Here is an 18,937-nt window from a genome sequence, read left to right on the forward strand (position 1 = left end):
CTTCACTGTCGCAGGCGGCCCAGGTGCGCGTCGATGCCGTCCAGGACCCGTTCCAGCCCGAACTCGTACGCGCGGACCGGGTCGCCGGCGCCGTACTCCTCCCCGGCCGCCTGGCCCACCCGCGCCGCCGTCGGGAAGCGCGCCGGGTCGAGGACCTCGCCGAGCAGCGGCGCGTACGCCCCCCACCACTGCTCCTCGCTCATTCCCGTGCCCTGCTCGGCCTGGTCGGCCTGCACCGCCGCGCGCACCGCACCCGCGACGTAGTTGAGCACCAGGCTCAGCAGCAGGTCGGCGTCCACGTCCGGCACCACGCAGGACTCGAAGGCGCGCAGCTCGAAGTCGTACTTCGCGATCACGTTCGGCCCGAGCACCGGGCGGCTGGTGGCGATCTGCAGCAGCCACGGATGCCGCCGGTACAGCGCCCAGTTGGTGGCGGCGATCTCGGTGAGCCGCTCCCGCCAGCCGGATCCGGTGAACGCCGGGCGGACCGCCTCCGCGCTGACGGTGTCCACCATGACGTCGAGCAGCTCCGCCTTGCTGGGCACGTAGGTGTACAGCGACATCGCCGTCACCCCGAGCTGCTCGGCGACCCGCCGCATGGACACGGCGGCGAGGCCCTCGGCGTCGGCGAGGGCGATCGCGACGGACGTGACGCCGGCGACGGTGAACTTGGCCTTCGGCCCACGACGGGCCGGCGCGGCGGTGCCCCACAACAGCTCGATGCTGCGGCGGGGATCCCCCGCCCCGCTGTACTCGGTCGTCATGCCGGCACCTCCGCTGCGCTCCGGCGCCGGCCTGACCGAAACACTGCGCCCACGATGACCGGCTCCTCGCTAGGCTGCGGACCGGTCATGCCGTCACCTCCGCTGCGCTCCGGCGCCGGCCTGACCTCGAAACTGCGCTCATGATGACCGGCTCCTCGCTCCGCTGCGGGCCGGTCATGCGACCACGGCGGTGCCGGTGGCGGCCTCGACGATGCGTTCGAGGACCTCGGGGGCGGTGGTCCTGGCGCCGAGGCGCACGGTCTTGTTGGTGCCGTGGTAGTCGCTGGAGCCGGTGACGACCAGCCCGAGCCGGCCGGCCAGGGCCCGCACGTGCGCCCGCTCCTGCGGGGTGTGGTCGGTGTGGTCGGCCTCCAGACCGAACAGCCCTTCCTCCGCCATCTCCTCGATCACCTCGTCGGGGACGACGGGCCCCCGGGCGCTGGCCCGCGGGTGGGCGAAGACCGGCACGCCGCCGGCCTCGATGACCAGCCGGAGCGCGACGAAGACGTCGAGGTCCTCCTTGCCGACCCGGTACCGGTGCCCGAGCCACTCCGGCAGGAACGCCTCCGTCACCGTGTCGACCAGCCCGCGGCGGATCAGCGCCTGGGCCAGGTGCGGGCGGCCGACGGTGCCGCCGCCGGCGTGCTCGAGGACCTCGGCCCACGTGACGTCGATGCCGTCGGCGCGCATGAGGTGCACCATCCGCTCGGCGCGGGTCTCCCGGGAGGCCCGGATGCGGGCCAGCTCACCGGTCAGCGCCACGTCGGTCGGGTCGAACAGGTACGCCAGCAGGTGCAGGGAGATCGGCCACGGCCCGCCGTGCCAGCGGCACGACAGCTCCGCGCCCGGCACGAGGGTGAGCCCGGCCGGGCGGGCGGCGATCGCGGCGGACCACCCGGACGTCGTGTCGTGGTCGGTCAGCGCCATGACGTCGAGCCCGGCGGCGGCCGCCTCCGCGACCAGCTCCGCCGGGCTCGACGTGCCGTCGCTGGCCGTCGAGTGACAGTGAAGATCGATCCGCACTCAACCAGAGTAGAGCGGTTCGATCAGCACGACGCCCTCGCTTTCGGTGTTGAGCGACTCGGACGTGCCCGCCACCGCCGTCGGGCTGATCGCGCGGAACTTGCCGCCGCTGTCGACCACGAACGTCGACGCGTTCATCCACACGGTCTTCGTGGTGACGTTCAGCGTCCACGTCTTGGCCGCGCCACCGGTGAAGATCTTCGTGAGGTCGAGCACGGCGACCTGTTTGAGGCCCTCGACGGGGTACGCGAGCCAGTTGCCGTCCGGCGAGACCCGCCCGCCGGCCTTCGCCGCGACCGGCAGCCCGCACCGCCGCTGCACGACCTTGAACGGCTGGTCCAGGGCGAGCAGCGCCAGGCACATCGACTTCTCGTCGTCGATGGGCTTGACCTCGGCGTAGACGCTCTTCGCGTCGGGGTGGACCCCGAAGATCCGCAGGACGTCGGGGTCCCACGACTCGGTGTAGGCGCGGCCGGCGTACCAGACGTCGAAGCCGGCGCCCGCCTCGCGGCCGAGGACCAGGTTCGGCCCGACGAACGTCACCGGCACCGCGGTCTGCGGCACCTCGGCCGTGGCCTGCTGGGTGAGGTTCCCCTGGGCCGGGGGTGACGCGTTGGGCGAGCCGCCGGCGGGCGTGGCCGTTGAGCGGGAGGCGACCGTCATCGTGCCCTCCTGCGCCCAGGCGACCTTGTCGCCTCCCTTGGACACCGCGATGTCCGAGGCCTTCTTCACCAGGACTTCCTGATTGTTGTGCTCGTCCTGCAGCACCAGCTGCTTGTTGCCGCTCCCGCCGCCGGTGTTGACGACGAGGTAGCCGTCCTTCGCCTTGTACGCGGCGGCGACGGTGCCGTTGTCGCTCAGCTTCAGGTGGACGGTCTGCGACGGCTGCGCCTGGCCGTCGATCGCGGGGACCTCCTTGTCCGCGGCCGGCGGGGCGGTCTGCGAATTGAGGGTCGCCTCGGGCGCGACCGTCTGCCGGCTGGTGTCGCCCTCGGCGACAGTGCTGCCCGGCGAGGACGGGGTGATCACGTGGAACGTGGCGACGGCGGCGACCGCCATGACGACGAACGCGGCGAACCCGGTCACCGCGGCCCGCCGCCGGCGGCGGACCCGCCCGGCGTTACGGATGACGACGTCGGCGATGCCGTCCAGCGACCGGGGCGGCTGGGTGCCCGCCTTGGCCGCGAACGCCTCGCGGAGCGCATCTTCGATCATGGTCACGTCACCAGTCCCACTTCCACCGGCCCGGAGGCCTCCACCAGGACGGCCTCCCGTTCGGGCGTCTCGCACTCGTCGTCGGGTGCGGGCTGCTCCTTCGGTACCACTTCCACCGCCGCGGCGGGCGGCACCGGCGCCGGCGCCGCCGGTCGCAGCCGCACGGTCGGCGGGCGCGCCGGGCGCGCCGCGGGTTCGATGCCGTCGGCGCCGAGCCGCAGCCGTAACGTCGCCAGGGCCCGCGACGCCTGGCTCTTCACCGTGCCGACGGACACGCCGAGCAGGCGCGCCGTCTCGGCCTCCGACTGGTCCTCGTAGAAGCGCAGGACCAGCACGGCGCGCTGCCGGTTGGGCAGCTCCCGGACGTGCCGCCACAGGGCGTCGCGTTCGAGGGTCTCCTCGATCCGGTCGGCGGCGGCCGACTCCGGCAGCACCTCCGTGGGGCGTTCGCCGTGCCAGCGGCGGCGCCACCAGCTCGTGGAGGTGTTGACCAGCACCCGGCGGGCGTAGGGTTCGACGGCCTCGATGTGGCCGAGCCGTTTCCACGCGAGGTAGGTCTTGGTCAGCGCGATCTGGAGCAGATCCTCGGCGGTCGCCCAGTCGCCGGCGAGCAGGTACGCGGTGCGCAGCAGCGCACTGGACCTGGTCTCGACGAAATCACGGAAGTCTTCCTCACGGAACCCCGCCTCGTCCGGCACCGCCGCTCCCTCCCCCGCTCCGCCCACCAGGCAAGACGCGATGGAGGGGCGGCACGGTTGCACCCCGGACGAAAAATCTCAGGTGCCGTCGTCCTCGACGCCGGCGGCGCGGCCCAGGCGGGCCTCCACGGCCTCGGGCTCGTACATCTCCTCGACGATGCGCAGGTACAGCTCGTTGGGGTTCGGCAGGTTGCGGATGTTGCGCAGCGCCTGGTCCTGGCCCGCGGATTCGAGCTCGAAATGCCCGTAGCCGAACATGCGGCCGGTCAGCGACTGCACGTATTTCATGTCGGTGACCCGCAGCAGCGGCATCATGGCCACATTGCGGGTGAAGATCCCGGACACCACCATCACCCGTTTGTTGGTGAGGATGAAGCGGTCATACCACCAGTCCGCGACCCGCCAGGCGCAGTAGAGGATCACCACGGCCCAGATGACCAGCACGGCGGTGCGCAGCTGCGTCTGGTTGTGCTTGGTCAGCCAGCCCGCGATGTATCCCATCGCGATCGTGGCGGCCACCGCGATCCCGCCCTCCTTGGCGAGCTGGATCCAGTGGCGTTTCCATTCGCCGCGGAACTTCTCGGTCGGGAAGAGATAGCGGGCGGCGTGCCGGCTCGCCTCCTCGTCGAGGGGCGCCATGCGGCTGCCGGGCGGCACCGAGGGGCCCGGGTCGCCGGAGCGCAGGCCGGAGAACTCGTCCTCGGTGAAGGTCGGCGGGCCCTCGTTCACGTAGTAGTCGTCGCGGCCGTAGCCACCGATTGTGGCCGACTGTGCACCGTCGTCGTAGGGATCGGCGAAGTCCTCGGGGTCGGGATTGGTGGGACGCGCCCGCGGGATCGGCTCGGTGTCGCGATCTTCCCAGCGGCGGGCGCCCGGTTCTTCGGCGGGAGGCTCAGGCCCGGTGGTCATCGCAGTCAGGCGACCAGACTGGAGAAGAAGTCCCCGAACCCGGTGGCGATGTCCATGATGCCGCCGCCGATGGACTTGAAGACCTCAGCCGCGGACTGCGGCCGATATGCGACAAAGAAGATGAGGAAAGCAATGCTTCCCCAGGTGAGGACCTTTTTGACCATTGCCGTCAATCCCCTCCCCGCGGCGTCGTGCACAGCACCGCGGCGAACTCAGCGTATCAGTTGCACGGCACACGGTGAATGTGTGCCGCGCCGACAGCGACCCCATCGACCCGAGGGTGATCCTAGTCGTGTCCTTCTACGCCTTGCCGTGAAGATACGGCGACGGCGCGCCGTAAACGAGGTGGGTTGGCACATCGTCGGCCAGGTCGTGCAGGTCGAGCTCCTCCTCCAGCAGGTAGCCCGCGGCGGCCGGCCACGTCACCACGTACAGCCACACGCCCATGGCCTCGCCGACGTACGCGCAGCGGTCCTCCGGCGACTTGGCCATCCACAGCGGGGTCGGCCAGCCGGCCGCCCGCACCTTGGCGTGCGCGACGGTGGTGGCGATGTCCGCGTCGAAGAACGGGCCGGGGTCGGTGCCGGGGATGCCGGCGAACCGGGTGCCGAGACCGACGCCGGGCTCCTCGGCGACGATCACGCAGTCGGCCGGGCCGTGCTCGACCGGGCACGGGCCGCTGCAGGCGACCGCGGTGGCGCGCACGCCGGAGCGCTCGTCGCCGACCCAGCCGACGCCGGTCACGGTCCAGCCGGTCGGCAGCGGCCACGGGCACCACAGCGGCAGCGGCCGTTTCTCGCCGGTGCGGTGCGCGGCCGCGGCGAGTTTCACCCTCGCCGACTCGACGATCTCCGGCCCGATGTGCTGCGCCACGTGCAGCGGCAGCACACCGCCGTCCTCATCGCACCTCCACTCCGAGTGCATGAGGTCCGGTGGCCGCACCGGGCCGCCACAACGGGGACAGCTGATAGCGACGCCCATGTACCCACGGTAATTGGTCCTATGGGCTGTTGTCGCCGTACGCCCGGATCCAGGCGTGCATCGCGATCCCGCTCGCGACGCCGGCGTTGATCGACCGCGTGGAGCCGTACTGCGCGATGGAGTACACCGCGGCACACGCCTTCCGGGCAGGTTCCGACAGGCCAGGGCCCTCCTGGCCGAAGAGCAGCACGCACCGGCGCGGCAGGTCGGCCCGCTCCAGGGGCAGCGCGCCGGGCAGGTTGTCGATCCCGATCACCGGCAGGTCGTGCCCGGCGGCCCAGTCCAGGAACTCCTCGACGGTCGGATGGTGCCGCACGTGTTGATAGCGGTCAGTGACCATTGCGCCGCGCCGGTTCCAGCGGCGGCGACCGACGATGTGCACCTCGGCGGCGAGAAAGGCGTTGGCGTTGCGCACGACCGTGCCGATGTTCAGGTCGTGCTGCCAGTTCTCGATCGCGACGTGGAAATCGTGCCGGCGGGTGTCGAGGTCGGCGACGATCGCCTCGAGCCGCCAGTACCGGTAACGGTCCACGACATTGCGCCGGTCACCCGCGGCGAGCAGCTCAGGGTCGTAGTGCGCCGCGGCCGGCCACTCGCCGGCCCACGGCCCCACACCGACCTCATCCTCGTTGTGCATCTACCGTGAATCCCCGGCCCGACACTCATTCACCCTGTGGCGCTCACCCGATACGCTACGTTCCTTGCAATCGCGGGCCCAGAGGGGATTGGCGGCAATGGTCAAGAAGGTCCTCACCTGGGGAGGCATTGCCTTCCTCATCTTCTTCGTCGCGTATCGGCCGCAGTCAGCGGCCGAGGTGGTCAAGTCCATCGGCGGCGCGCTGATGGACATCGCCGGCGGCTTCGGCGACTTCTTCGCGAGCCTGTTCGGCGGCTGAGCCGCCCCTGCCCGCGCCGCGCTCGTCCGCGGCCGGGCCGGTGGTGGCCGGGTCGTCGCCCGGGGCGTCGTCCGTGGCCGGCGTGCCGCGCTTGAGCAGCCGGCGTGCCCAGACGACGGGGGTGACCCGCTCCAGCGGCAGGAAGCTGGTCATCGCCACCTGGTGCGGGATGAACGAGATCGTGATCAGGCTGAAGGTCAGCACGTGGAAGGCGTAGAAGCCGGCGACCATGGCGTAGCGCAGCTTCGGCTTGAGCACGAACACCAGCGGGCTGAACAGCTCGAAGCCGACGATGCCGATCTGGCTGGCCGTGGTGAAGCCGGGGATGCCGAGCAGCCAGTGCGCCAGCGCGGTGCCGCGCCGGATGAAGGACCGGGTCAGGGTGGCCCCGGTCAGCCAGGCGAGGCCGCCGAAGCGCAACTTGGCGATCGATGCCAGGAAGTACGTGCAGATCACGCCGATCTGGGTGAGCCGCAGCGCCCAGCCGCCGGCCTCGCTGGTCTCCGGGTCGCCGTGCCGGGCCCGGCCCGCGGTCGGCAGCACGGCGAGCGCGACGAGCAGGCCGAACCGGTCGTGGTCGATCTTGCCGTAGCTCATCGCGATGATCATCCACTCGAAGTACAGGACGAACACGCTCCAGCCGAGCAGCCGGTGGGCCCGGCCGGTCGCGGCGGCGAGCGACAGCGGGATCAGGGCCCAGTAGATCGTGCCGACGACCAGCGGCGTCGGCGTCGGCAGCGGCAGGAGGCGGCCGACGACCAGCGGCTGGTAGAGGTTGCCGGGCAGGTCGCCGTGGTGCTTGATCCAGGCGCTGAAGAACACCACGTCGAGCGCGACGAAGAGGTAGACGAGGGTGCGGAAGGCGGCGATGCGCCCCTTCGGCACCGGCTCGAAGAGCCAGTTGCGCAGGTGGGTCACGGCCGCCACCTCGCGAGCACGACCTCGGTGATCTCGCCGGTCGGCTGGGCGTCGCGCAGGTGGTGCTGCACCTCGACGATGTCGACCTCCACCAGGGGTGGCCGGCCCGGGTTGCGGGCGGCGTAGGCGCCCTGGACCGACCGCAGCAGGCTGGGGTCGGCCTTGAACCGGTCGATCTGCGCCTCGATCTCCGCCCGGCGCACGCCGGCGTTGCGCTCGTCGAGCACGATCCGCCGGCCGGTGGTGTCGACGCCGTCGGCGCGCAGCACCATCACCGGCGCGTTCGGGTCATCGGCGATCGCGAACATCTGGAACGGGGCGAACGGGAAGTCGTAGTCGTCGCCGGCGATCGTGCCGGCGAAGGTCAGCGCGGCGACCACCAGCGTCACCGCCACCCGCGTCACGCGCCCCCGCGCGCTCAACCGTTCCATCGCCGCCGGACTTTACCGTCCGCGGTCCAGTGGGCCGGTGCATCACTACGCTCTGTAGTGAGACCATCAACACACTCCGTAGCCGCCACGCTCAATTTTCGTCTCATTTCCATAACTGTGATCTGCGTCTCTATACGGAGCGTTGCATCCGCCCTCAAGATACTGGTCACACAGCGTGGGCGGCGGGTGCCAGGGAGGGCCCCGCCGCTCACTGCGTATTTGTCACACTCGGCTGAATTTCGCGGCCGTACCCGGCATGCTTGCAGACCCCACAACGACGAGGGAGTGCGAGATGCAGTTCGGCCGGTATTTCGAGGAGTTCGAGGTCGGCGCCGTCTACCGGCACTGGCCGGGCAAGACGGTCACCGAATCCGACGACCACCTGTTCTGCCTGCTGACGATGAACCATCATCCGCTGCACCTGGACGTCCACTACGCCGAGACGTCCACGCATTTCCAGCGCAACGTCGTCGTGGGCAACTACGTCTATTCGATCCTGCTCGGCATGTCGGTGCCCGACGTGTCCGGCAAGGCGATCGCCAATCTCGAGGTCGAGTCGCTGCGGCATACCGCGCCGACCTTTCACGGTGACACCATCTACGGCGAGACCACGGTGCTGGACAAGCGCGAGTCGGAGTCCAAGGACGACCGCGGCGTGGTGACCGTCCAGACCAAGGGATACAAGCAGGACGGCACCCTGATCTGCGTGTTCCGGCGCAAGGTCATGGTGCCGAAGAAGTCGCACGCCGGCCCGGAGATGCCGAGTTTTCCGGTGCCCCGCGAATAGACGCGTTTGAGGAGGACGGCAGTGGGTCTACTGCGCAGGCTGCTGGGGCGCGAGCCGGCATGGGTCGAGCGCTGGGCCGTGTACCCGGGCGAGATCGGCGAAGCGATGGCGATGTACAACATCGACCTCGGCGCCGTCGAGGCCGCCCCGGTGGCACGGCTGCCGCAACGCTTCGACGTCGACTTCACCTACGCGGGTGACGGCGCCAGCGGCATGCCCGCCGAGTCGGAGCTGGGCGCCATCCACGCCCTCGACGAGGCCCTCCGGCAGGCGCTGCGCGGCGCCGGCGGCGCCATGGTCGGCCGGGTGGTGACGGCCAACACCGGCCGCATCACCGGGTACCTGCCCGCCGGCGCGGCCGCGCCCGCGCTGCCCGACATCCCCGCGCTGCGGCCGGTCGGCACGCTCGGGTCCGACCCGGGCTGGACCCGGGTCCGCGACGAGCTCACCCCCGACGCGTGGCAGCGCAACATCATGGAGGACAACCAGGTCGTGCAGGAGCTGGAGGGCCACGGCGACCGGCTCAGCCAGCCGCGGCCGGTGGAGTTCCTCGCGTACTTCCCCGACACCGACCGCGCCGAGGCGGCCGCCGGGGACCTGCGCAACCTCGGGTTCGCGGTCACCGTCGAGCGGGGCGACGAGGCGGACTTCGTGCTGCAGGCGATCCGCCGCGACGCGGTCGAGCCGCCGACGCTGCACGAGGTCACCTGGGAGGTCCGGGGCATCGTGGAGCGCCACGACGGCATCTACGACGGCTGGGGCTGCATGGTCCAGGTCTGACGCCGTCTCCGGGACGGGCCGGGGGTTCCGAGGCGTCCCGGAGGGCGTTTGGAGGCCAGCCGGATGAGAAGGATTGCCCAGCCCACCCGACCGGCGCCCACCGGCGCGCCGCCCGCTAGTGGCGGTGCAGGGCCCGCGCCAATTCCCTGCCGATCTCGTTGACGAACTCCCGCTCGGCGAGCAGGATCTCGACGCCGCCGAGCCGGATCACGCCGGGCCGCCACGCGGTCCGGCCGACGCTGGCCGCGACGTCCATCAGCCACTCGCCGTAGGCGAGCGCGACGTCCGTGCCCAGCCGCCCGGCCAGTATCCGCACGGCCGCGCCACACTCGGCGAGCACGCCCGCGCGGTCCAGCGGCGCGGTGACGGTCACCTGCTCAGCGAAGATCGCCGCGACGACGCCCCGGACCAGCAGCGCCCTGGAGCGCTGGCCGGCCGCGATGGCCTCGACCCCGGCGACGGCGTCGACCTCCTCGTCCCCGGCGCTGGCGACGACGAGGACGTGGCGGGGGAGCCTGACGAGCCGGTCCCACTCGTGCCGGTGCAGCGGCAGGTCGACCCCGGCGCTGGGATGGCTCGGTGTGGGCTGGCTCGGCATGGCGTACCTCCCACTCGCGAGCGTATGCCGAAAAGTCCGACCCAGCCGCAATTCTGCGGGTTTGCCCCCAGGTGCTCCTACCGGACGCCGCGCGGAGGGCTCGGCGCGACCGTTCAGCGAACGGTGCGACCTGTCAGTGCGCGGCGCGGCCGCTCAGTGGGCGGCGCGGGCCGGTGGTCGGCTGGGAGCGCACGGCCGCTCAGTGGGCGGCGCGGGCCGGGTGGTCGGGCGGCAGGGCGCAGGCCGCGGTGCCGCCGGGCATCCGGTGCCGGTTGCGGGCGACCCACCGGTACACCGGCCAGGCGAGCGCGGCGACGGGCCGCAGCCCGAGGACGGCCCCGGCGGGCCGCCACAGCAGCCGCCCGGCGAGCCCGGGGGCGGTCCTGAGCATGTCGGCGATGGCGACAGGACCGGCGGTCGGGGCCCGGCCGGCGCTCACCCACTGCACCGCGGCGCCCGCCTGCTCCTCGGTCACGCCGAGCGCGTCGAGGTCGGCGAACTGCCACGCCACGACGTGCGCGGCCGGCCTGATGCGGCGCTCGATGAAGCGGGCGCATGATGAACAGAACGCGCAGTCACCGTCGAACACGAACGTCGGCCGATCCATGTCCTCCATCATGGATCACGCGCCCGCGGAGGCCATCGTGAGCCCGGACACCGGTTGGGAATGCCGGTAAGGGGTACGTGGTTACAACGGTGCGTACCCGACGCCCGAAAGGATCGGACAGACATGGCAACCGTAGAACTGACCGCCGAGAACTTCGCCGAGAAGGTCGGCGGCGAGGGCATCACCCTGGTCGACTTCTGGGCCGAGTGGTGCGGGCCGTGTCGGGCCTTTGCGCCGACGTACGAGAAGGTCTCGGAGAACAACCCGGACCTGCTCTTCGGCAAGGTGGACACCGAAGCCCAGCCGGAGCTCGCGATGGAGTTCCAGATCCGCTCCATCCCCACGCTGATGATCGTGCGCGACGGCGTCGCGGTGTTCTCCCAGCCCGGCATGATGCGTGAGCAGCAGCTCGAGTCGCTGATCAAGCAGGTCCGCGACCTGGACATGGACGAGGTCCGGGCGCAGATCGCCGAGCACACCGCCGGCAAGCACGGTGACGCCAAGACCGCCGACGCCCCGAAGGCGGAGACGGCCAAGACCGAGACGGCGAAGACCGAGGCCTCGGACGCCACCCCGGCCGGCGTCACTGAGCGTGAGAACTCGGTGGGTGAATCGGTCGAGGCGTAGCTTGCGGTTCGTTCGTACGCGTGTTCGAATGAGCGTGTGCGATGGGACAATCTGAAGGCGGCCGGCGGTCCCGGCACCGGTGATGCCGGGCCAGTGCGAGCCCTGCCGCTCGCACTGCCCGGGGCCGTCGCCCGCACCTTCGACACCCCGGAGTTCCGGGGTGTCACGTTCTACGAGGTGCAGGCAAAGTCCCTGATCAACCGGGTTCCCGGGCGGTCGAGGGTGCCGTTCGAATGGACGATCAACCCGTATCGGGGCTGCTCGCACGCGTGCGTCTACTGCCTCACCGGCGACACCCCGATCCTCATGGCCGACGGCACCACCCGCCCCCTCGCAGACCTGCGCCCGGGCGACGCGATCATCGGCACCGTGCGTGACGGACGGTTGCGGCGCTACGTGCCGACGACCGTCCTCGCGCACTGGTCGACCGTGAAGGCCGCGCACCGCGTCACCCTGCACGACGGCACGACCCTGATCGCCTCCGGCGACCACCGCTTCCTGTCCGACCGCGGCTGGAAGCACGTCACGGGCGCCCGGCACGGCCGCGCCCGCCGGCCCCACCTGACCACCGCCAACCGGCTCGCCGGCTTCGGCGCCCTGCCGGAGCGCCCGCCCGAGTCACCGGCGTACCGGCGCGGCTATCTGTGCGGCTTCGTGCACGGCGACGGTCACGTCGGCCCCGTCGCACCCGCCGCGCTGCGCCGGGCCAGGGCATATGCCACGGCGTGCGGCGGGCTGCACGCGATGGCCCACGACGACCGCGAGTACGCGGGCGCCAGCGTCCGGGACGCGAGCGCCGTCCTCGACTGGCCCGACGAGCCGGCCCGCGCCTGGCGGCAGGGGTTCGTCGCGGGGCTGTTCGACGCCGCGGGGCAGCTCTCCCCCGGCGACGGCGACCTGCCCGTCTTCGACCTGGTCGACAAGGTCGTCATCGACTGGCTCGTCGAGTGCCTGGCGGTGCTCGGCTTCGCCACCGTCACCGACGGCACCCTGACCAGGGTGCTCGGCGGGGTGCGGGAGCGGCTGCGGTTCGGGCTCATGTTCGCCCCGGCCACCCCGACCGGCACCGTCGCCGGCGAGCTCGTCCGCGGCGACGACGGCCTGCGGGTGACCGCGATCGAGCCGCTCGGCGTCGACCTGCCCATGTTCGACATCACCACCGGCACCGGCGACTTCATCGCCGCCGGGGTGGTCAGCCACAACTGCTTCGCCCGCAACACCCACACCTACCTCGACCTGGACGCCGGCCACGACTTCGACTCGCAGATCGTGGTCAAGGTCAACGCCGCCGACGTGCTGCGCCGCGAGCTGGCCGCGCCGTCGTGGCCGGGCAAGCACCTGGCGATGGGCACCAACGTCGACTGCTACCAGCGCGCCGAGGGGCGGTATCAGCTGATGCCCGGCATCCTCGCCGCGCTGCGCGACCACGCGAACCCGTTCTCGATCCTCACCAAGGGCACCCTGATCGCCCGCGACCTCGACCTGCTGACCCAGGCGGCGGCGGTGACGAGTGTCAGCGTGTCGATGTCGATCGGCTTCCTCGACGAGGCGCTGTGGCGCTCCGTGGAGCCGGGCACGCCCAGCCCGCGCCGCCGGCTCGACGTGGTGCGCCGCTTCGCCGACGCCGGGTTCGCCGTCGGGGTCCTCATGGCCCCGATCCTGCCCGGCCTCACCGACACGCCCGAGTCGATCGACGCGACCGTCGCCGCCCTCGCCGCGGCCGGCGCCGCCAGCGTGGTGCCGTTGCCGCTGCACCTGCGCCCCGGCGCGCGGGAGTGGTATCAGGCGTGGCTGGCCCGCGAGCACCCGCACCTGGTGCCGCGCTACCGCCAGCTGTACGGCGCCGGCGCGTACACCGGCCAGGCCTACCAGCGTGAGGTCGCCGCCCGGGTCCGCCTCGCCTGCCGCCGCCACGGCCTGCCGACGGGCGGCACCGGCACGACCCGCCAACCGTCCGCCGGCCCGCCTGACGTCCCGACCGCCGTCCCGACCGCCGTCCCGACCGCCGTCCCGACCGCCGTCCCGACCGCCGTCCCGTCCGGCGTCCTGTTCGGCGGCCTGCTGGACGGGCTGGCGGACGGATTGACGGGCAGGCCGACGGACGGGCTGGCGGGCGGGCTGGCGGGCGGGCGTTCCGTGGGACCTTCACCCGCTGGTTCACCACCCGACGCGCTGTTCGGCACCGAGCCGCTCGCGGCACCGGAGACGGCGGCAGGGGCGGCGCGCGGGCCGTCGCCGGCTGGGCGGCCGCGGTCCGTGACGGAGGTCGATGCGGAGACAAAGGTCGGGGCAGCCGCGCCCGACCGGGTCGCCACCACCGCCGTGCCGGGGCGGCCCGCGACCACCGCCGCGGACGATCGAGCGGCCACCGCCGCGGACGATCGAGCGACCACCGCCACGGGTGACCGGTCCGCCACCGCTCCGGGTGACCGCGCGACCACCGCCGCGGGTGACCGGACGAGCGCCGCTACGGGCGATCGGGTGACCACCGCCCCGGGCGGCCGGACGATCGTCGCCGCGGGTGACCGGGCAGGCGCCGCCACGGGTGACCGGGCGGGCATCACCGCGGGCGAGCGGGCGGGTGCCGTGGCGGGTGGACGGGGGATCCGGCTGGTGGAAACCGTCGAGCAGCTGTCGTTGCTGTGATCGGCGGTCAGGAAACCGTCAGCTAGCGTGCATAAGCTCGGTCGTATGCGTGCTCGTGCCGGTGACTTCCTGGTGCTCCTCGCGCCGACCGTCGTGGTCGGCGTGCTGGTGCCGGTCGTGGCCAGAGACGACCCGGGCGCCTATGTGCCGTTGCTGCTCGCGCTGCTGGTCATCGCCACGATCGGGATCGCGTTCGGGCTGATCCTGCTGGCGCAGACGACCCGGGGGCCGTCGACGTTCGCGATCGTGGTGTGGCGGGAGCAGGCGGCGTTCCGGGTCCGGCCCAGCTTCCGCCGGCAGTGCGTGTTCTACGGGGTGCTCGGCGCCGCACTGATCCTGATGGCGTTCAACGGTTTCCGGGTCGGTCACCTGTCGGTGCTGCGGGCCATGTCGTACGGGATCATCGTCCTCACCACCCTGTTCCTGCTGATCCTGTCGGTCAGGATGCTGCGCAGCGGCCCGCTGGTCCTCACCGCCGAAGGCATCGCGATCGACGGTGGTCGTTCGTTCGTACCGTGGGACGCCCTGGACACCACGTCCGAGCCGGGCACGTGGGCGGTCTGCAGCCCTGAGCTGGTGCGGGGTCGGCGGGTGCGGGAGTTCCGGCCCGGTGAGGACGTGCCCCTCGAGGTGTCGCTGTACTTCCTGACCCGCGTCATCGACCTGTACGCGCGGCAGCCGGAGCGGCGCGCCGCGATCGGTACCCCGGAGGAGCTGGAGCGGCTGCGCGGCACGCTCACCCGGCAGGTCACCTGATCCCGTCCGCGCCGCGGGAGACCGTTGAGCTGTGCGTGGTCCGGTCCCGCGGGCGTTGGTGACCGTCGTGGCCGGCGGCGTCGGCTACTACCTGGTCCCGCTGCGCGTGGTGAGCGCCGCCGCGGACTGGCTGCAGGCCGGTGTCGCCGTGGTCGCGTTCGGTGTGCTGGTCGCGTCGTTCCGGCGGCAGCTGCGCCGGCAGCTGCACGGCGAGGGGACGCCGGAGATGCGGCTGGAGACCCTGCTGCACCTGCTCATCGTCACCGTGCTGGGGTTCTCGCTCGGGTACGTGGTGCTCGCCGGCCACGAAGGGCAGTTCGCCGGGCTGACCACCAGGACCGACGCGCTGTACTTCACGCTGACCACGCTCGCCACCGTCGGCTACGGCGACGTGCACCCGGTCGGGCAGGCCGCCAGGATCACGGTCAGCGGCCAGATCCTGTTCAACCTCATCTACGTCGGCGCGGCGGTCGCGATGATCGGCGGTGCCGTCCAGCGCCGGCTCGCCCCCGATCGGGTGACGCAGCACGTGGACCGCAATCCGTAGCGTATGGCCATGACCGCGCCGCGACGCAACCCGCTGAACTGGCTGTGGGTCGCCGTCCCGCCCGCGGTGACGCTGCTGGGCGGTGCCCTGCTGCTGGCGTACGGCGGGCCGGTGCTGCTGCCGTTCGTGCTGGCGAACGTGGTCGTGCACGGCGCCAACTTCGCGGTCAACGAGCTGCGCCGCCGGGAGGACGGGCCGGCGCGACCCGCGTGGGAGTTCCACCGGCCGTTCCGTGAGGGGTGCGCCGGGGTCGGCCGGCTGTTCGCGGTCGGCTCGGTGCTGCTCGCCGGCGCGCCGCTGGCCGGGGCCGGTCCGGTCGTCACCGCCGGTGCGCTCGCCGCCGCGGCCGCGCTGTACGCGACCGGCGTCCGCGGGCTGTCGCGGCTCGTGCGCGGCACGCCCACCGTCCGGCTCACCGGCGACGGCGTGGCGGTCGGGTCGCGGACGTACCGCTGGGACGGTGTCGAACGGGTCGAGCTCAACGGCGACCGGTGGCACCCGCGGATCGACCTGCAGGTGGTGGGCCGGCCGCGGCCGGTGACGGTGCGGCCGGAGGACGTCGACGGCAGCCTGCTGTTCCTGCTCGACCTGATCGGGTACTACGTCGCGCACCCCGCACGGCGTCCGTCGATCGGTGCCCCCGCCGAGGCGGTGCGGGTCCACGCGGCGCTGCTCGGGGCGCGGCTGTCGGCGGGACTGGCCGGCGGTCCGACCCCGATCCCGGCGCACTGACCGGTTCGGGATCCCGGCGCACCGACCGGGTTTCGTGACCCGCGCCGCGGCGGGCGGGGCGGTGCGGCGCGCTACGGTCGAGGCATGCGCAGCGCTGAGCAGATCCTGCGGCAATCCTCGACCATCGCCGTCGTCGGGGCGTCGCGGGACCCCCGCAAGACCGCCCACTCGGTGCCGCTGTCGATCCAGCGGCGCGGCTGGCGGATCATCCCGGTGAACCCGTACGCGACGGAGATCTTCGGGGTGCGGGCGTACCGGAGCCTCGCCGACATCCCGGAGCTGGTGGATTTCGTGAACGTGTTCCGGCCGTCGGCGGACGCGACGCAGGTGGTGAAGGACGCGATCGCGATCGGCGCGCCGGCGGTCTGGCTGCAGCAGGACATCGTCTCGCCCGAGGGGCGCGCCCTGGCCGAGGCCGCCGGCGTCGACTACGTCGAGGACACGTGCATCGCCGTGGTCCGGGCGGTGCACGCGATCAACGGACCCCGTACTCCTTGAGCAGCCCCCGGCTGATGATCGTCTTCTGGATCTCGCTGGTGCCCTCGCCGATGAGCAGGAACGGCGCCTCCCGCATGAGGCGTTCGATCTCGTACTCCTTGGAGTAGCCGTAGCCGCCGTGGATGCGGAACGACTCCTGCACGACCTCGGCGCAGTACTCGCTGGCCAGCAGCTTCGCCATGCCGGCCTCGACGTCGTTGCGCTGCCCCGCGTCCTTGAGCCGGGCCGCGTTGACCATGAGCGCGTGCGCGGCCTCGATCTTCGTGGCCATCTCGGCCAGCTTGAACGCGATCGCCTGGTGCTTGACCAGCGGCGCGCCGAACGTCTGGCGCTGCTGAGCGTACGCGATCGCCAGCTCGAACGCGCGGATCGAGATCCCGCACGCCCGGGCCGCGACGTTGACCCGGCCGACCTCGATGCCGTCCATCATCTGGTAGAAGCCACGACCGGCCTGGTCGGCGCCGCCGAGCACGGCGTCCTTCGGGACCCGGACGTCCTCGAGGACCATCTCGGTCGTCTCGACGCCCTTGTACCCCATCTTCTCGATCCTGCCGGGGATGGTGAGGCCCGGCAGTGCCTCGTTCTCGCCGAAGCCGGGCGCCTTCTCCAGCAGGAACGTGGTCATGTTGCCGTACACCGACTCGGCCCCGAGGTCGGTCTTGACCAGCGTCGCGACGACCGAGGAGTAGGCGCCGTTGGTCAGCCACATCTTCTGGCCGTTGATGACGTAGTCGTCGCCGTCGGCCACGGCCTTGGTGCGGATCGCGGCGACGTCCGAGCCGCAGCCGGGCTCCGACATCGAGAACGCCCCGCGGACCTCGCCCGCCGCCATCCTCGGCAGCAGGCTCGCCTTCTGCTCGGCCGAGCCGTGCTGCGACACCAGGTACGCGACGATGAAGTGGGTGTTGACGATGCCCGACACCGACATCCAGCCCCGCGACAGCTGCTCCACGACCAGCGCGTACGTGAGCAGCGACTCGCCCAGGCCGCCGTGCTCCTCGGGGATGGTGAGCCCGAACAGGCCCATCTCGCGCATGCCGTCCACGATGTCGGCCGGGTAGACGTCGTCGTGCTCGAGGTGCTGCGCGTGCGGGATGATCTCCTTGTCGACGAACTCCCGCACGGTCTCGAGGATCGACTCCTGCACGTCGGTCAGACCGGGCGTCTGGGCGAGGCGGGCCATGGTTGACCTCCATTGGTCAGCGGCGCAAGTTACCGGCGGGTATGCACGCAGTATCCCGGGAGTGCCTGCCCCGGGCCAACGTGACCAGCCCACACACCGCTGTGAAATGGTTCTCAGGTGCGTTACAACAAGATGGCCGTCGCCGCCCTGGTGTGCGCGGTGCTGGTGCCGCCGTTCGGCATCCTCATGGGGCACATCGCGTGGGCGCAGACGACCCGCACCGGTGAACGCGGCCGCCGCCTCGCCCTGGCCGCGCTGGTGATCGGGTACGTGGAGCTGCTCGTGCTGTGCGGCGTGCCGATCGTGCTGCTCGGCTTCTGACGACCTTGGACACGTTGCCCGCGCACGCACGCGGTCAACGTGTCCAAGGTCGAACCAGGACCGTCAGCGGTACTGCGCCTCGCGGACGCTGTTGCCGCCGTCGATGACGAGCATCTGGCCGGTGATGTACGAGGCGCCCGGCGAGCACAGGAACGCGATCGTGGCGGCCACCTCCTCGGGGGTGCCGGGGCGGCCCATCGGGGTGCCGAAGCCCTGCTTGAGCTCGACGAGGGTCGAGGCACCGGTGTGGATGATGCCGGGGGCGACCGCGTTGACGGTGATGCCGTCGGCGACGAGCTCCATCGCCAGGGCGCGGGTGAGGCCGACGACACCGGCCTTCGCGGCCGCGTAACCGGCCTCGGCGGGCAGGGCGTTGACGGGGCCGGCGGTCGCGGCGAGGTTCACGATGCGGCCCCAGCCGTGCTCGGCCATGCCGCCGACGAAGGCGCGGCTGACCAGGAACGCGGTGGTGAGGTTGCGGTCGATCTCGGCGCGCCACTCCTCGTAGGTGAGCTGCGCGACCGGGCGCAGCACCTCGGGGCTGGCCTTGCTGGCCAGGCCGGCGTTGTTGACGAGGATGTCCACCGCGCCGACTTGGTCGACGATCGCGTCGGCGAGCGCGCCGACCTCGGCCTCGACGGTGAGGTCGGCGACGAAACCGGTGACACCGAGCTCGGTGGCCCGGTCGTGGATGCGCCGGGTGGTCGACACGATCGCGACCGCGGCGCCCATCGCCTTCAGCCGGCGGGCCGTGGCGTAGCCGATGCCGTCCGGGCTGCCGGCGCCGGTGACCAGCGCGACGCGCCCGTCGAGACGGTCGATCGCGGCGCTGCCCTCGTCCTCGGCGACCGGCTCGTCGGCGAGCTCGGGCCCGGTCGAGGGGACGGCCCGCAGGGTGCGCCGGGCCGCCGAGGGGCGGCTCGCGTCACGCCGGTTGCCTTTGCCGGCGGGACCGGTGGATCGTAGGTCGGGTGCCATAGGGCAAATCCTGCCTGCCCGGACCGCCCCCGGGCAATGCGA

The 18,937-nt window shown here is 72.0% G+C and carries 22 protein-coding genes and 1 pseudogene; 9 read left to right on the top strand and 14 right to left on the bottom strand.

Features of this window, described 5'->3' with window-relative positions; genetic code table 11:
* Nucleotides 1-2: 2 nt before the first annotated feature.
* The 10 genes from OP18_RS28785 to OP18_RS28830 all read right to left on the bottom strand — a co-directional run bounded on the left by OP18_RS28785 (nucleotide 3) and on the right by OP18_RS28830 (nucleotide 7,835).
* The gene (locus OP18_RS28785) at nucleotides 3-764 is read right to left on the bottom strand and encodes a TetR/AcrR family transcriptional regulator (RefSeq protein ID WP_033362214.1); all 762 of its coding nucleotides are present in this window, start codon (nucleotides 762-764) and stop codon (nucleotides 3-5) included.
* A gap of 174 nt (nucleotides 765-938) precedes the next feature.
* Entirely contained in the window at nucleotides 939-1,787 is an 849-nt protein-coding gene (locus OP18_RS28790) for a PHP domain-containing protein (protein ID WP_033362215.1), read from the bottom strand.
* A complete protein-coding gene (locus OP18_RS28795) occupies nucleotides 1,788-3,002 on the bottom strand; it encodes a hypothetical protein (protein WP_033362216.1) in 1,215 nt (404 codons plus the stop codon).
* A gap of 2 nt (nucleotides 3,003-3,004) precedes the next feature.
* On the bottom strand, nucleotides 3,005-3,700 hold the full coding sequence (locus OP18_RS28800; protein WP_081971218.1) for a SigE family RNA polymerase sigma factor: 696 nt from the start codon (nucleotides 3,698-3,700) through the stop codon (nucleotides 3,005-3,007).
* 78 nt (nucleotides 3,701-3,778) lie between these two features.
* Nucleotides 3,779-4,609 (bottom strand): PH domain-containing protein, encoded by an 831-nt coding sequence (locus OP18_RS28805; RefSeq protein ID WP_033362217.1) that lies wholly within the window; start codon nucleotides 4,607-4,609, stop codon nucleotides 3,779-3,781.
* A 5-nt stretch (nucleotides 4,610-4,614) separates the two neighbouring features.
* Nucleotides 4,615-4,806, bottom strand: coding sequence for a hypothetical protein (locus OP18_RS28810; RefSeq protein ID WP_033362218.1), 192 nt, complete (start codon nucleotides 4,804-4,806; stop codon nucleotides 4,615-4,617).
* 103 nt (nucleotides 4,807-4,909) lie between these two features.
* Nucleotides 4,910-5,590, bottom strand: coding sequence for a DUF6758 family protein (locus tag OP18_RS28815; RefSeq protein ID WP_341483913.1), 681 nt, complete (start codon nucleotides 5,588-5,590; stop codon nucleotides 4,910-4,912).
* Between the two features lie 19 nt (nucleotides 5,591-5,609).
* Nucleotides 5,610-6,227, bottom strand: coding sequence for a TrmH family RNA methyltransferase (locus tag OP18_RS28820; protein ID WP_033362219.1), 618 nt, complete (start codon nucleotides 6,225-6,227; stop codon nucleotides 5,610-5,612).
* 166 nt (nucleotides 6,228-6,393) lie between these two features.
* Entirely contained in the window at nucleotides 6,394-7,404 is a 1,011-nt protein-coding gene (locus OP18_RS28825) for an MFS transporter permease (RefSeq protein ID WP_211273710.1), read from the bottom strand.
* Nucleotides 7,401-7,835, bottom strand: coding sequence for a hypothetical protein (locus OP18_RS28830; RefSeq protein WP_033362220.1), 435 nt, complete (start codon nucleotides 7,833-7,835; stop codon nucleotides 7,401-7,403). Before OP18_RS28830 ends, OP18_RS28825 begins: the two co-directional genes overlap by 4 nt.
* 292 nt (nucleotides 7,836-8,127) lie before the next feature.
* On the opposite strand from OP18_RS28830, the gene OP18_RS28835 reads away from it, so the two are divergent.
* Together OP18_RS28835 and OP18_RS28840 are read left to right on the top strand one after the other, a co-directional pair.
* A complete protein-coding gene (locus OP18_RS28835) occupies nucleotides 8,128-8,622 on the top strand; it encodes a MaoC family dehydratase (RefSeq protein WP_033362221.1) in 495 nt (164 codons plus the stop codon).
* Between the two features lie 21 nt (nucleotides 8,623-8,643).
* Complete coding sequence (locus OP18_RS28840) at nucleotides 8,644-9,402, top strand: DUF695 domain-containing protein (protein WP_033362222.1); 759 nt, start codon at nucleotides 8,644-8,646, stop codon at nucleotides 9,400-9,402.
* Nucleotides 9,403-9,517: 115 nt separating this feature from the next.
* On the opposite strand, the gene OP18_RS53220 is transcribed toward OP18_RS28840, so the two are convergent.
* Nucleotides 9,518-10,000, bottom strand: a complete 483-nt coding sequence (locus tag OP18_RS53220; RefSeq protein ID WP_052387509.1) for a hypothetical protein — start codon at nucleotides 9,998-10,000, stop codon at nucleotides 9,518-9,520.
* Nucleotides 10,001-10,199: 199 nt separating this feature from the next.
* Complete coding sequence (locus OP18_RS28850; RefSeq protein WP_033362265.1) at nucleotides 10,200-10,607, bottom strand: thiol-disulfide oxidoreductase DCC family protein; 408 nt, start codon at nucleotides 10,605-10,607, stop codon at nucleotides 10,200-10,202.
* Between the two features lie 123 nt (nucleotides 10,608-10,730).
* Here OP18_RS28850 and trxA point away from each other — a divergent pair.
* From trxA to OP18_RS28880, 6 genes and pseudogenes are all read left to right on the top strand, one after another.
* Nucleotides 10,731-11,084, top strand: a pseudogene (gene trxA / locus OP18_RS28855) (thioredoxin); the annotation flags it as partial.
* Between the two features lie 186 nt (nucleotides 11,085-11,270).
* Nucleotides 11,271-13,880 carry an intein-containing Rv2578c family radical SAM protein gene (locus tag OP18_RS59850; RefSeq protein WP_425388662.1) on the top strand — a complete coding sequence of 870 codons (2,610 nt, stop codon included), beginning with the start codon at nucleotides 11,271-11,273 and terminating at the stop codon, nucleotides 13,878-13,880.
* 45 nt (nucleotides 13,881-13,925) lie between these two features.
* Nucleotides 13,926-14,636, top strand: coding sequence for a hypothetical protein (locus OP18_RS28865; protein ID WP_033362223.1), 711 nt, complete (start codon nucleotides 13,926-13,928; stop codon nucleotides 14,634-14,636).
* 31 nt (nucleotides 14,637-14,667) lie between these two features.
* Nucleotides 14,668-15,183, top strand: a complete 516-nt coding sequence (locus OP18_RS28870; protein WP_063745625.1) for a potassium channel family protein — start codon at nucleotides 14,668-14,670, stop codon at nucleotides 15,181-15,183.
* Nucleotides 15,184-15,192: 9 nt separating this feature from the next.
* Nucleotides 15,193-15,915 carry a hypothetical protein gene (locus OP18_RS28875; protein ID WP_156089865.1) on the top strand — a complete coding sequence of 241 codons (723 nt, stop codon included), beginning with the start codon at nucleotides 15,193-15,195 and terminating at the stop codon, nucleotides 15,913-15,915.
* 84 nt (nucleotides 15,916-15,999) lie between these two features.
* Complete coding sequence (locus tag OP18_RS28880; RefSeq protein ID WP_033362225.1) at nucleotides 16,000-16,413, top strand: CoA-binding protein; 414 nt, start codon at nucleotides 16,000-16,002, stop codon at nucleotides 16,411-16,413.
* On the opposite strand, the gene OP18_RS28885 is transcribed toward OP18_RS28880, so the two are convergent.
* A complete protein-coding gene (locus tag OP18_RS28885) occupies nucleotides 16,391-17,596 on the bottom strand; it encodes an acyl-CoA dehydrogenase family protein (RefSeq protein WP_033362226.1) in 1,206 nt (401 codons plus the stop codon). The genes OP18_RS28880 and OP18_RS28885 overlap by 23 nt on opposite strands.
* 117 nt (nucleotides 17,597-17,713) lie before the next feature.
* Here OP18_RS28885 and OP18_RS28890 point away from each other — a divergent pair, with 117 nt between their 5' ends.
* Nucleotides 17,714-17,917 (top strand): DUF4190 domain-containing protein, encoded by a 204-nt coding sequence (locus tag OP18_RS28890; protein ID WP_033362227.1) that lies wholly within the window; start codon nucleotides 17,714-17,716, stop codon nucleotides 17,915-17,917.
* A 63-nt stretch (nucleotides 17,918-17,980) separates the two neighbouring features.
* Here the strand turns inward: OP18_RS28890 and OP18_RS28895 are convergent, their stop codons facing one another.
* A complete protein-coding gene (locus OP18_RS28895) occupies nucleotides 17,981-18,895 on the bottom strand; it encodes an SDR family NAD(P)-dependent oxidoreductase (protein ID WP_033362228.1) in 915 nt (304 codons plus the stop codon).
* Nucleotides 18,896-18,937: the final 42 nt, after the last annotated feature.

It is taken from the genome of Dactylosporangium aurantiacum (genome assembly GCF_000716715.1).
In the GTDB taxonomy this organism is placed as follows: domain Bacteria; phylum Actinomycetota; class Actinomycetes; order Mycobacteriales; family Micromonosporaceae; genus Dactylosporangium; species Dactylosporangium aurantiacum.

Bases quoted from the DNA above. Each gene is read 5' to 3' on its own strand.
- OP18_RS28865 (WP_033362223.1), top strand. From the start codon at position 13,926: ATGCGTGCTCGTGCCGGTGACTTCCTGGTGCTCCTCGCGCCGACCGTC.
- OP18_RS28815 (WP_341483913.1), bottom strand. From the start codon at position 5,590: ATGGGCGTCGCTATCAGCTGTCCCCGTTGTGGCGGCCCGGTGCGGCCA.
- OP18_RS28875 (WP_156089865.1), top strand. From the start codon at position 15,193: ATGACCGCGCCGCGACGCAACCCGCTGAACTGGCTGTGGGTCGCCGTC.
- OP18_RS28880 (WP_033362225.1), top strand. From the start codon at position 16,000: ATGCGCAGCGCTGAGCAGATCCTGCGGCAATCCTCGACCATCGCCGTC.
- OP18_RS28895 (WP_033362228.1), bottom strand. From the start codon at position 18,895: ATGGCACCCGACCTACGATCCACCGGTCCCGCCGGCAAAGGCAACCGG.
- OP18_RS28805 (WP_033362217.1), bottom strand. From the start codon at position 4,609: ATGACCACCGGGCCTGAGCCTCCCGCCGAAGAACCGGGCGCCCGCCGC.
- OP18_RS28785 (WP_033362214.1), bottom strand. From the start codon at position 764: ATGACGACCGAGTACAGCGGGGCGGGGGATCCCCGCCGCAGCATCGAG.
- OP18_RS28885 (WP_033362226.1), bottom strand. From the start codon at position 17,596: ATGGCCCGCCTCGCCCAGACGCCCGGTCTGACCGACGTGCAGGAGTCG.
- OP18_RS53220 (WP_052387509.1), bottom strand. From the start codon at position 10,000: ATGCCGAGCCAGCCCACACCGAGCCATCCCAGCGCCGGGGTCGACCTG.
- OP18_RS28830 (WP_033362220.1), bottom strand. From the start codon at position 7,835: ATGGAACGGTTGAGCGCGCGGGGGCGCGTGACGCGGGTGGCGGTGACG.
- OP18_RS28795 (WP_033362216.1), bottom strand. From the start codon at position 3,002: ATGATCGAAGATGCGCTCCGCGAGGCGTTCGCGGCCAAGGCGGGCACC.
- OP18_RS28820 (WP_033362219.1), bottom strand. From the start codon at position 6,227: ATGCACAACGAGGATGAGGTCGGTGTGGGGCCGTGGGCCGGCGAGTGG.
- OP18_RS28850 (WP_033362265.1), bottom strand. From the start codon at position 10,607: ATGGATCGGCCGACGTTCGTGTTCGACGGTGACTGCGCGTTCTGTTCA.
- OP18_RS28835 (WP_033362221.1), top strand. From the start codon at position 8,128: ATGCAGTTCGGCCGGTATTTCGAGGAGTTCGAGGTCGGCGCCGTCTAC.